Genomic DNA, 12,436 nt, shown 5'->3' with positions numbered 1-12,436 from the left:
TCAGGTCAAATAAAATATGAAAGCCGTTTTCGCTAAAACGGCTTTTTTGTATGTTGTCTTACCACGGATTATCAGTCCGCTTTGGGCTGCTCAGGGCATGTAGCTAATAATGTAATGCTATTATCAGCGTTGGCTTGTTCAAGGCTAACACTAAAACCCCAAAGACGGTGCAGATGCTTGAGCACTTCTTTGTAGCTATTAGCAAGCGGGATATCTTTGTTGGGAACATACCTTAGCGTAAGGGATCTGTCGCCGTTTATTTCAACATTATGCACTTGAATATTGGGTTCAATATTAGACAAATTGTACTGCTGCGATAATAAATTACGAATATCTTGATAGCCCTGTTCATCGTGGATGGCGGATACGGATAAATAGTTACGTTTTTCATCATCATGGATGCCAAAAAGCTTGAATTGACGGATCACTCTTGGTGACAGGTATTGGCTGATAAAACTCTCATCCTTAAAGTTCTGCATCGCAAAGTGTAGGGTTTCGAGCCAATTACTCCCCGCAATATCCGGAAACCAGGCTTTGTCTTCATCAGTCGGAGCCTCACAGATGCGCCTAATATCGGTAAACATCGCAAACCCTAGGGCATAGGGATTGATACCGCTGTAGTATCGGCTGTTATATTCAGGCTGCGCTACGACGCCCGTATGGCTTTGCAAAAACTCCATCATAAAGCGGTCAGTGACAACACCATCATCGTATAAATGATTCAAAATAGTGTAGTGCCAAAAGGTTGCCCACCCCTCATTCATGACTTGTGTTTGTTTTTGCGGATAAAAATATTGTGCCATTTTGCGTACGATCCGGATAATTTCCCGCTGCCATGACTCCAGCAATGGCGCATTTTTTTCAATAAAATAAAGAATGTTTTCCTGCGGCTCGGCGGGAAAACGGCGCTTAGTGGTCGACGGTTGCTGCTGTTGATGGGTGGGAATAGTGCGCCACAAATCGTTCACTTGGCTTTGCAGGTAGGCCTCGCGATCTTTTTGCCTCGCTTGTTCTTCCCTAAAAGAGATTTCAGCAGGACGTTTATATCTATCAACGCCATAGTTCATTAAGGCGTGGCAGGAGTCAATTACGCTTTCAACTTGCTCGACACCGTATTTTTGCTCGCAATCGCTGATATAGTTTTTAGCGAACACCAAATAGTCGATAATCGAACTCGCATCGGTCCAGGTTTTAAATAGGTAATTGTTTTTAAAAAAACTATTATGTCCAAAACAGGCGTGCGCCATCACTAATGCTTGCATTGTAATAGTGTTTTCTTCCATGAGATAGGCGATGCAAGGGTTGGAGTTGATCACGATTTCATAGGCGAGCCCCATTTGCCCACGTTTGTAGCCTTGTTCAGTCTCAATAAAGCGTTTGCCGAAAGACCAATGGGTATAGCCTATGGGCATCCCAATACCGGCATAGGCATCCATCATCTGCTCTGCGGTGATGATTTCGATTTGATTCGGATAGGCGTTTAATTTGTAAATTGCTGCCACCCGTTCAATTTCCTTTAAATAACTTTGTAGCAGCTCAAAGCTCCAGTCTGGACCATCGCTTAAGGCTGTACGTGTTTTTGCTTCTTTAATCCCCATAGAGCCCCCTTAAACCGCCTGTTTTTTAAATAATTCTCTAAAGACAGGGTAGATATCTTCGGCTTGACGAATATGTTGTACCGCTATGTTGTCGTAGTGTTGTTTTAGGGATTCGTATTCACGCCACAGGGTTTGATGGGCACGATTGGTGATTTCGATGTAGCTGTAATAGCGCACCAGTGGCAATATTTTTTGTTCTAACCATTGCCTACAGGTTGGTGAATCGTCGGCCCAATTGTCGCCGTCGGATGCTTGCGCGGCGTAAATATTCCACTCATTGGCAGGGTAACGCGCCTGTTGAATTTCGTGCATTAATTTCAAGGCGCTCGACACTATGGTGCCGCCAGTTTCCTGGGAATAGAAGAATTCATGTTCGTCTACTTCCTTCGCTTGGGTATGGTGACGGATATAGACCACCTCGAGGTTTTTGTAGGTACGAGTGAGGAACAAGTACAGCAAGATATAGAAACGTTTCGCCATATCTTTTGTCGCTTGATCCATCGAGCCCGACACATCCATTAAGCAGAACATGACCGCTTGGCTTGAGGGCACCTCGCGCCTTGCAAAGTTGTTGAAGCGTAAGTCAAAGGTATCGATAAACGGCACTTTAGCAATCTTCTGCTTTAACTCCTCAATTTGTGCTTTTAAATCCAAAATCAGCTCAGCTTTTGTTCCAGGTATATTTTCAAGCTCTGCCAGTTCCTGTTCCAACTCTTTGAGCAATTTCTTTTTACTCGCCGACATGGCAATACGGCGCGCCAAGGATGAACGCAGTGAGCGCACAATATTGATATTGGCAGGCACCCCATCATTGGTGAATCCCGCACGGTAGATTTGATACTCAACGAGCTTGTTGAGACGATTTTTTTGTAGATTCGGGAGCTCTAAATCTTCAAATAACAACTCAAGGTATTCATCCTTTGAGATTTCAAATGCAAAGTCATCATTACCTTCACCTGAATCGGAGGCATCACCTTTACCCGCTCCGCCGCCAGCACCTCCCGGTGGTCTGTCAATTTTATCGCCACGGGTAAATTGGTCATTCCCTGGGTGAACTCTGTCTCTTACGCCTCCTTTACCTTGATGGAACATAGGTTCACTGATATCCCGTGTGGGAATACTGATTTTTTCACCTTTATCTACATCCGTTACACTGCGACGCGTGACGGCATCGCTGACGGCTTTTTTGATTTGTTGCTTATATCGGTTGATAAAGCGTTGGCGGTTGACTGTGCTTTTTCCTTTCGCATTCAATCGCCTATCGATAAAGTTCGCCATACGCACCTCCCAAATCCCAGCGAAGGCTTTGGCAAGACCAAAGCCTCGTTTTTAGTGAGCGCAAGTTTTAAGAGGATTTACGAACCCGTAAATACCACTCAGACAGGAGTCTGACTTGTTTTTTGGTATAGCCTTTCTCCATCATTCGATTGACAAAATCATCGTGTTTACGTTGATCGTCAGTCGAGGTTTTGGCGTTAAAGGAAATGACTGGCAGTAAGTCCTCTGTATTCGAGAACATTTTCTTCTCGATCACAGTGCGTAGTTTTTCATAGCTGGTCCACAGTGGGTTATGGCCCTCATGACTTGCGCGAGCGCGCAGGACAAAGTTGACAATTTCGTTACGGAAATCTTTTGGATTACTGATGCCCGCAGGTTTTTCGATTTTTTCAAGTTCGGCATTCAGTGCGGCGCGGTCAAACAACTGGCCCGTTTCTGGATCGCGATATTCTTGATCCTGAATCCAAAAATCGGCATAGGTGACATAACGGTCGAAGATATTTTGGCCGTATTCAGAGTAGGACTCTAAATAGGCGGTTTGGATTTCTTTACCGATAAATTCGACATATTTAGGAATTAAGTAGCCTTTTAAAAACTCCAGATAACGTTCGGCGGTATCGCTAGGGAATTGCTCCTGCTCAATTTGCCGTTCAAGCACATAGAATAAATGCACTGGATTAGCGGCAATTTCGGAATGGTCAAAGTTAAATACCCGTGACAGGATCTTAAAGGCAAAACGGGTAGAAAGACCGTTCATTCCCTCATCGACGCCTGCATAATCGCGATATTCTTGGTAGGATTTTGCTTTAGGATCAGTATCTTTTAAGCTCTCACCATCATAAACTCGCATTTTCGAGTAGATAGAAGAGTTTTCTGGGACTTTTAGCCTTGATAGTACGCTAAATTGCGCTAGGGTTTCTATGGTTCCGGGGGCGCAAGGTGCTTGAGATAGCTCGGAATTTTGTATGAGCTTTTTGTAAATCTGCAGTTCTTCTGATACCCGAAGACAATAGGGCACTTTGACAATATAAACCCTGTCGAGGAATGCTTCGTTGTTCTTGTTATTTTTAAAGGTTGACCATTCTGACTCATTAGAGTGTGCCAAAATAATCCCGCTATAGGGCAGGGCAGACAAGCCTTCCGTGCCGTTATAGTTACCTTCTTGCGTCGCGGTCAGCAGTGGATGTAGCACCTTAATAGGCGCCTTAAACATTTCCACAAACTCCATTATCCCTTGGTTAGCGCGGCATAATGCGCCGGAGTAGGCATAGGCATCGGCATCATCTTGGGAGTAATGTTCCAGTTGACGAATGTCAACCTTACCCACCAAAGAGGAAATATCTTGGTTGTTCTCATCCCCAGGCTCGGTTTTGGCAATCGCCAATTGATCGAGAATAGAGGGATAGACTTTGACCACGCGGAATTTAGAAATATCGCCACCAAACTCGTGCAGACGTTTCACCGCCCAAGGTGACATGATGGTTTTGAGATAACGGCTGGGAATATTGAATTCATCCCGCAATAGTTGACCATCTTCGTCCACATCAAAGAGACAGAAGGGATGATCATTCACCGGGCTTCTTACCCCATTAGCGCTCAGAATATAAATGGGCACTTTTTGCATCAATGATTTAAGTTTTTCTGCCAGTGATGACTTACCGCCACCCACTGGGCCGAGTAAGTATAAAATTTGCTTAGATTCTTCTAAGCCTTGGGCTGAGTGTTTTAGGTAGGCAACGATTTGCTCAATCGCATCTTCCATACCGTAAAAGTCTTTAAATGCGGGATAGCGTGAGATGAGACGATTCGAAAAGATACGGCTTAGGGTTGGATTTTTAGCTGTATCGATAATTTCAGCATCACCGATGGCGAGCAGTAATCGCTCAGATGCTGACATATAAGCACTGCGATCTTCTTTACAGATATCCAGAAATTCCTGCAAAGTGTATTCTTCATCGAGTTTTTGTTCGTAGCGCTTTTGGTAATGCTCGAAAATGCCCATATAAACCCCCTGAAACGCCAGTGATGTTATGGAAGGGATAACTGATTTTTCAGCTTCCTACACTAATCTTAGACACAAACTTGCATGCTGTGTCAAAAAAATATCAAATAAAAACAATAACAAATGATTGCAATTGCAATTATTGCACTTGTAGTTATCAGGTGAAGTTTAACGGGAAGTCGAAGATGAATGATTTTTGAGGTAATAAAAAAGAGCCACTTGGGCTCTTTTTAAGGATCGCTGAGAGACGATTAACCCGCGAAGTTTTGGTTCACGAAGTCCCAGTTAACTAATTGCCAGAAGTGGGCCAAGTAGTCAGGACGTACGTTGCGGTAATCGATGTAGTAAGCGTGTTCCCACACGTCAACAGTCAGGATTGGTGTCACAGTGCTGTCAGTCAGAGGTGTTGCAGCATTGCTAGTGTTGACGATAGCAACAGTGCCATCGGCTTTTTTCACTAACCAAGTCCAAGCGCTACCAAAGTTGTTTACCGCAGAATCAGTAAATTGTGCTTTGAATGCGTCGAATGAGCCGAAAGCCGCGTTGATGGCATCAGCCACAGGACCTGTTGGCTCACCGCCAGCGTTAGGCGCTAAGCAGTTCCAGTAGAAAGTGTGGTTCCAAACTTGAGCTGCGTTGTTAAATACGCCACCAGTAGAAGTTTTGATGATTTCTTCTAAAGATTTACCTGCGAAATCGGTTCCTTCGATCAAACCGTTTAGCTTAACAACGTAAGTGTTGTGATGCTTGCCGTAGTGGTATTCAATGGTTTCTTGAGAAATGTGTGGTTCTAGTGCGTTCTTTGCATATGGTAATGCGGGTAATTCGAAAGCCATTAGTATCTCTCCATGGTCTTAGGTTATCGTTTTTTAAACGTGCTCACTGGACACTATTGTACCGATAAAATTTGTGATGTGAATCATTGTTTGGCTAATTGATTAGATAGGCGTCATCGAAAAACTAATTGCAGGCCATAACCTTACAAACTGTGGGATTTTGTTCTGTGCTTAGCTGTCGTACAATAGCCAGCATTGAGTCAATGTCATCATACTTAGGAATTAAAATGGAAACAGTAGAGAAAATTAAACAGCAGATCGCTGAAAACCCAATCATTGTATACATGAAGGGTTCTCCTAAATTACCTAGCTGTGGTTTTTCATCTCAGGTAGCCCAAATCATGATTAACTGCGGCGAGCAGTTTGCGTTTGTGGATATTCTCCAGCACCCAGATATTCGTGCTGAATTACCTAAGTATGCAAACTGGCCAACCTTCCCACAACTGTGGATTGAAGGCGAGCTGATTGGTGGCTGTGATATCGTGGTTGATATGTACCAAAAAGGCGAATTACAGCCATTAATCAAAGCGACTGCAGAAAAGTACAAAACTGCAGAGTAATTACTCGTCACAGAGCGATGAAGAATAACAAAAAGCCGCTAAGTGAATAACTTAGCGGCTTTTTTATTGCCATATTCCTACTGAGTCAGGAATTGAAGGGCAACACTTAGTGTGATGCCGCATCTCGATCGTGATGTTTGCTCGCAGGTAATAGCAGATTCATGGTAATGGCGACAATCCCGCAAAGACTAATGCCTGTAAGGCTAAAGGAACCAATACCAAAGGCCATACCGCCAATACCGAAGACTAAGGTGACACCGACAATGCTTAAGTTACGCGGCTCCGATAAGTCCACGTGATTACGGATTAAGGTATTTAATCCTACAGCGGCAATTGAACCAAATAACAAACACATAATGCCGCCCATAACTGGAACGGGGATAGTTTGCATCAGTGCCCCTAATTTACCTACAAACGCCAAGGTAATGGCAGTAATGGCTGTCCATGTCATGATCCTTGGGTCGAAGTTACGGGTTAAGGTGACTGCACCTGTGACTTCTGAATAGGTGGTGTTTGGTGGACCACCGAAGGCTGCTGCGGCGATTGTTGCTACGCCGTCACCCGTTAAGGTGCGGTGCAGGCCAGGTTTTTTCATAAAATCCTTACCAGTGACATTGGAAATAGCCAAGATGTCACCGATATGTTCAACCGCAGGAGCAATGGCAACAGGGATCATAAACGCAATCGCATGCCAGTTAAATTCGGGGGCGACAAATTTTGGAATGGCGATCCAACTTGCAGCAGTGACTACCGCAAAATCGACGATACCAAATGCTAGACTCAGGCTGTAGCCAACGATAATGCCAGCAAGAATGGGCATCACCTTGAGTAACCCTTTAGCAAAAATCGCTACGGCAATGGTGGTACAAAGGGATACAAGCGAAATGATTAATGCCGTATTGGTTGCGACTAAGGTTAGACTGCCGTCGCCACTTTTGCCCAGCGCCATATTCACGGCAACAGGTGCTAAGCCCAGGCCAATGATAATGATGACGGGTCCTACAACTACAGGTGGTAACAGCCGATGAATAAAGTCAGTGCCGCGTACTTTAACTAAGGCGCCTAGGCATACATAGACCGCGCCTGCGGCCATGATACCGCCCATGGTTGATGGGATCCCCCAAGTTTGTACCCCGTAAAGAATCGGGGCGATAAAAGCGAAGGAGGAAGCCAGAAAAATAGGCACTTGGCGTTTAGTGATTAATTGAAATAGTAGGGTACCAATACCTGCGGTAAAGAGTGCAACACTGGTGTCGAGCCCGGTTAACAGTGGCATCAGTACCAGGGCGCCAAATGCGACAAACAGCATTTGTGCGCCCTGCAATGGAATAGCAAGTCGTCTCATTTATTATTCTCGTAAATTTAGGGTAAACCGCGAGATGATAACAGTTTGTTGCAATATGATCTTTATTAAATGATGTATTTGCGGGTGGCGATCACTGTTTTATGGCTTGTCAGAGTAGCGATCCTTATTCAGAGTATCGAATAAGGCTAAGACTCGCTAAAGGCGCGAACTATGGTACAATTTGCACTATCTGATGTTACTTCAACTACCCAAAGATGCTGAAATTTCTATTAAAGCCAAGCTTAGTCGCGTTTTTATACTGCCTGTTTACCGTTAATAGCCTGCAAGCTGTTGAAGTGAGTAAATTAGATGAGGCCGATGTACCGGTCACTTCCCGTGCGGTTCCAGAGCGTAATAGCGCGCTGAAAACCGCTTTAGAAAAAGTGATCATTAAAAACACGGGGACGGCCCGTTCTTTGGACAATAGCGTGATCCAATCGCAGTTGGCCAATCCTGATGCTTTGCTAAGTCAATTTGGTTATGTTGAACAAAATGGTCAATTGCTGCTGAAAGCAAATTTCGAGCATAGACGAATTGTGTCCTTGTTGCGTCAAGCACAACTCCCTGTATGGGGCACCCAGCGTCCATTGACCCTGTTTTGGGTGGCGATGCCCGGTGAAGGTGACACCATTCTATTAAGTGATTCTTCCACATCGACCGAGCGTCAGGCGTTTAGCTCTTTCTCTGATGAACGTGGGATCCCTGTGCTATTGCCCATCCTCGATCTTGATGAACTCATGGGGATTAACCCGAACGATGTCAAAGGCATGTTTGCAGATATCGTGGCCAGTGTCTCTGGACGTTATCAAGCTGATTTCTTAGCGCTTGTTGCCATTGAGCCAGCAGGGAACCAGGTGCGTTATCGCTTAAATCTGTATTCTAAAACTACGATTGATTCATTAACGCCACCATTGTTTAGTTTTAATGGCGGTGCTGAAAATAGTGCGCAGGCGATCACAGCGATGATGGCTGCCCTAGGGGATTACTATTTTACTAAGTATGCTATTGCGGATTCTGGTGAGCAGGTTGGCGCTAGTGTGACCTTTGTGAACATTGATAAAATGGCACAAGTTGTCGAGGTGGAGAAGTATTTAAAACAACTGAGTGCGGTTAAGAATGCGACTTTGTCGCGCATTCAAGGTAACACTGTGACTTTTTCGTTAGATCTATTTGGCTCACAGACAGACTTCGAGCGTTTATTAAGTTTAGAGCCGAGAATTTCGGTGGTCGCTCCTGGAGAGTTTTCCGCCAGTGCGAGCCCTGCAGGTAAAACTGTCTATCAATGGCGGTTACCTTAAACTTCCCTCGTAGAGGCTGGGAAATACTCTACCCAGTCGCGTGGGGTTGATAATTTATTGATATTGAGACGTACGAGTGCCATTAAACTCACCGCTACAACTTTCATTGCCGGTTTATCTGCCAGACGATGAAACTTTTAATAGTTATTATCCTGCAGCGGGTAATGATGAACTTATTCAAAAGCTGCGCGCTAATGCTGAGGGGCATGGTGAAGCGGCTATCTATGTTTGGGGACCCGTAAAATCGGGACGTACTCACTTAATGCATGCCGCCTGTGCCCATGCGAATGAGCTCGACCGCCGCAGCTTTTATCTGCCACTTGGGATCCATGCGAGTATTTCGACGGCGCTATTAGAAGGTTTGGAACAACTTGATTTGATTTGCATTGATGATGTGGACGACATCGCAGGCCACCCAGTTTGGGAAGAGGCGATTTTTGATCTGTATAATCGTGTTGCTGAAAATAAACATTGCGCGCTGGTGGTGAGTGGTCGGTCTGCGCCTGCTGATGCAGGGTTTTTATTACCCGATTTAGTCTCAAGAATGCAGTGGGGACTCAATTATCAACTCCAGCCTATGGCTGATGATGAAAAACTCGCAGCATTGCAACGCCGTGCTGCCATGCGTGGGCTGCAATTACCTGAAGACGTTGGACGTTTTTTGCTCAACCGAATGGCAAGAGACCTACGTACTCTGTTTGATGTGTTAGATAAACTTGATAAAGCATCTTTAGTGCATCAGCGCAAACTCACCATTCCTTTTGCAAAAGAAATGCTGCACCTCTGAGCCGATACCGTATTAGCAAAAAGCCCGTCGCATAATTACGACGGGCTTTTTTATATCTCCAAATGAGCTGAAATACTGAAATCTTGTCTATCTGCTCGCTTAGATCAAGTGACTACTGCTGCGGATGGCGATGGCGATCGCCACTGAAGCGCAGCTCTGGCTCGGCTATGCTATCGCGACTGGCTGCGGTACTACTTTGTTGTCCTTTCACAATGGCAGCATTGGGCGATATCCCTAATGTTTGACGCCAGCTTTGCCCTTGGGTCATCGGGATGGGCTCGGGCAGGCTTGCTAGCAAGGTAATACCATCTAACTCGGGTAACATACCATCGATCACTAAGGCGGCACGGTTTAGCAAATTATCGGCGCCAATGCGGCCTCTTTGTCCCCAGTTGACGATAATCGTATCCGCGGTGATTACATCGGGTGCATTTGTCACTGCTACATCCCGCAGGATCTGATAGCGATAGCTCATCATCGCTTCTTCAAATAGCATTGCAGTGTCTTCGCGGGTGCTGGAATAATTGTAAAAATCATTGGCAATATCACCGGAGAAAAACGTACTGACATCCGAAGGTTGGTAGGCTTTTTGGGTGGCAGTGGCTTTCGCGCCCAAGAAGCTCACTCCAGCAAGCCCAGTCATTTCGGTACTCGTGAGGGGATAACTGCGGCTTACTTGATCTGAAATCAAACTCTTACTGGCATTTCGGCGACTATAGTCATCCAATAGTCTTGGACCTGTAAGTGATGCGTGCACGCTTCTTGGGAAGAAGTCATTAGCGTGAGCGAGCTCATGGTATAAGAGTGAGGCGAGGTCAGGGTTAATTTGAGCCAGAGTCCGTGTGGCGCGCGTAGTGATTGGGAAGCCCTGTGAAGCATATTGATTATTTTTAACGTAACGCCATGGCATGATGAAATTCAGCTCATTGCCAAAGCTGCTGCGATAATCTGGCGCTTCGTTGATGGTATCGCGCTGCATAGGTGTCAGCCAAAGGTCGTTGGGGTCGAGATAAATCGCCCCTGTCACAACCCAATAGAAAGATGGGCGCACATCATAACTAATCACCACTGCGGTGACCGATTGTAGCAGGCGGGCAAAGTCACTATTAGGATCCATCTGCCGTAAAAATGCGGCAAAATTGTCCCCCATCCAATCGTGGGACACTAATACCCGATCAAGAATCGTATCGACATCAAGGTTATCTGAAACTTGGCCTATGAGTGGCAATTGATTGATTGTACAAGCCTCTTTTAACTGATTCGAGTACACACAGCTCGTTAACGCACTGGCATAAGGTGAGGTTGGATGATAAGCATGAGTACGCGCAAGTGGCGTATCAAAGTAACTGGAGCTTATCGTGGGCGCTGCCGTGGTTAATACAAAGGCTTCATCTGTCACTGCATTACCGTTAATCGTGGCTGATGCCCTAAGACGGGTTAAGGTATCTTGAGCAACAGCGGGTGCGGTAAAGAGGGGTCTAAAGGGATCGCTTATGTCAAGGCTGACATCGGGGCCTTCGGCGATACACCAATTGATATTGGCGGCACTGAGGCCGGCTTGCTGACCAATTCGCAAGCTCACATCGTTACCCTCAACGGCTTGATGATCTTGACGAATATTTAGCAATCCGCCCGTGTTGTTATCGGCATTAATGCTGATATCACCCGTCACATTGGTATTGGCGCCGGTGATTTGTAAGCGAAAGCGGTAGCTGCCCGCGGCCGGAAGCTCCATCGCTAATACAGGACTATTTTGACTAACGAGTTCAATGCTGGGGCCTTCGAGTTGTTGCCAACGGAAGGTGAGATCCTGCGAATCGCGATTACCTAGGCTGGCAATAATGGCACTGGATTGTCCTACACCATATTGAGATTCCGTCTTAAACCGAATTGCACCAGTATCTGTGGTCACTAATGGTGTGACTGAGGTACAACGTGGCACATTGGTTGTGGGAGGCGTAACGGTGCCGCCATCGCTGTTGCTATCACCTCCGCCGCCACAGGCACTCAATGTTGCTGCTGCGGCTATGATACTGAATCGACGAATTGGGCCCCATATTTCCATCATGACTCACTCCAATTAATTCGCTGTTATTGTTTGTTTTTGTTGTTTGACAGGCACGATTCACCGTCATTTATTGGCACAAAAAATGACTATAGCACGCTCTTTTAGTTACAAAAAGCGATCAAAGGTAGCTTAAATGTTATAGATTGTTTGTAGTGATTATTGGCGATAGGCGGGGCATTGATCATTTTGACTAAAAACGGATGGACTGGCGCCGAGGGTGTGTCGGGCAATAAAAAGCGCGGTGTAAATCAACCGCGCTTTATTATATTCGGCATATTAGTCTTGCTTATCGGATTTTTTCTTCAGGCCTAGGCCGAGTTCACGTCCACGGATACGAGCATAAAACGGGAACGCGACTAACAGTGCGCTAATGAGCAGGACCTCAATAATGGCAAAGGCCAATGCATCGGTCGTGACATACAACAAGGTGAGGGCGTGCAGCATATATAAGCATAAAATAAAGCTTGCCCATGCGTAGGTGTAAGGATTACCTTTTAAAATGCCTTTGATAGGAAGCAATAAAGGCACTATCCATAATAGGCTGAATAATAAGGTATATTCCCCATTTATGCCTTGACCAATAAACCAGCCGCCCAGCAGCAGAACAAGGGCAAGGTAGCCTAAGCGGCTAAGTGTCAGTAGAGAGCTTGAGGTCATGATTTTC

Annotated in this window: 10 protein-coding genes; 3 read left to right on the top strand and 7 right to left on the bottom strand. The window is 45.5% G+C overall.

Annotated features, from left to right (window positions below; translation table 11 throughout):
- Window positions 1-71: 71 nt before the first annotated feature.
- The 4 genes from HG547_RS11090 to sodB all read right to left on the bottom strand — a co-directional run bounded on the left by HG547_RS11090 (window position 72) and on the right by sodB (window position 5,714).
- On the bottom strand, window positions 72-1,598 hold the full coding sequence (locus HG547_RS11090; protein WP_037419865.1) for a SpoVR family protein: 1,527 nt from the start codon (window positions 1,596-1,598) through the stop codon (window positions 72-74).
- Window positions 1,599-1,607: 9 nt separating this feature from the next.
- Window positions 1,608-2,876 carry a YeaH/YhbH family protein gene (locus HG547_RS11085; protein ID WP_037419869.1) on the bottom strand — a complete coding sequence of 423 codons (1,269 nt, stop codon included), beginning with the start codon at window positions 2,874-2,876 and terminating at the stop codon, window positions 1,608-1,610.
- Between the two features lie 67 nt (window positions 2,877-2,943).
- Window positions 2,944-4,878 carry a PrkA family serine protein kinase gene (locus HG547_RS11080; RefSeq protein WP_037419872.1) on the bottom strand — a complete coding sequence of 645 codons (1,935 nt, stop codon included), beginning with the start codon at window positions 4,876-4,878 and terminating at the stop codon, window positions 2,944-2,946.
- Between the two features lie 251 nt (window positions 4,879-5,129).
- Window positions 5,130-5,714 (bottom strand): superoxide dismutase [Fe], encoded by a 585-nt coding sequence (sodB, locus tag HG547_RS11075; RefSeq protein WP_011622352.1) that lies wholly within the window; start codon window positions 5,712-5,714, stop codon window positions 5,130-5,132.
- 227 nt (window positions 5,715-5,941) lie between these two features.
- On the opposite strand from sodB, the gene HG547_RS11070 reads away from it, so the two are divergent.
- Window positions 5,942-6,274 (top strand): Grx4 family monothiol glutaredoxin, encoded by a 333-nt coding sequence (locus HG547_RS11070; protein WP_007649079.1) that lies wholly within the window; start codon window positions 5,942-5,944, stop codon window positions 6,272-6,274.
- Window positions 6,275-6,380: 106 nt separating this feature from the next.
- Here HG547_RS11070 and HG547_RS11065 read toward each other — a convergent pair whose 3' ends face one another.
- Window positions 6,381-7,619, bottom strand: a complete 1,239-nt coding sequence (locus tag HG547_RS11065) for a uracil-xanthine permease family protein (RefSeq protein WP_037426776.1) — start codon at window positions 7,617-7,619, stop codon at window positions 6,381-6,383.
- A gap of 215 nt (window positions 7,620-7,834) precedes the next feature.
- On the opposite strand from HG547_RS11065, the gene HG547_RS11060 reads away from it, so the two are divergent.
- Together HG547_RS11060 and hda are read left to right on the top strand one after the other, a co-directional pair.
- Window positions 7,835-8,917, top strand: a complete 1,083-nt coding sequence (locus HG547_RS11060) for a DUF2066 domain-containing protein (RefSeq protein WP_169547861.1) — start codon at window positions 7,835-7,837, stop codon at window positions 8,915-8,917.
- Between the two features lie 76 nt (window positions 8,918-8,993).
- Window positions 8,994-9,704, top strand: coding sequence for a DnaA inactivator Hda (gene hda / locus HG547_RS11055; protein ID WP_037419883.1), 711 nt, complete (start codon window positions 8,994-8,996; stop codon window positions 9,702-9,704).
- Between the two features lie 112 nt (window positions 9,705-9,816).
- On the opposite strand, the gene HG547_RS11050 is transcribed toward hda, so the two are convergent.
- Together HG547_RS11050 and HG547_RS11045 are read right to left on the bottom strand one after the other, a co-directional pair.
- Window positions 9,817-11,769 (bottom strand): hypothetical protein, encoded by a 1,953-nt coding sequence (locus HG547_RS11050; RefSeq protein WP_169547936.1) that lies wholly within the window; start codon window positions 11,767-11,769, stop codon window positions 9,817-9,819.
- 279 nt (window positions 11,770-12,048) lie between these two features.
- On the bottom strand, window positions 12,049-12,429 hold the full coding sequence (locus tag HG547_RS11045) for a DUF2069 domain-containing protein (protein ID WP_169547860.1): 381 nt from the start codon (window positions 12,427-12,429) through the stop codon (window positions 12,049-12,051).
- Between the last annotated feature and the right edge of the window lie 7 nt (window positions 12,430-12,436).

This window comes from Shewanella sp. DNRA4 (genome assembly GCF_012843185.1).
Classification (GTDB): Bacteria; Pseudomonadota; Gammaproteobacteria; order Enterobacterales; family Shewanellaceae; genus Shewanella; species Shewanella xiamenensis.
Note: the sequence above shows the minus strand (reverse complement) of the source record. Positions and strands in the feature narration are given on the sequence as shown.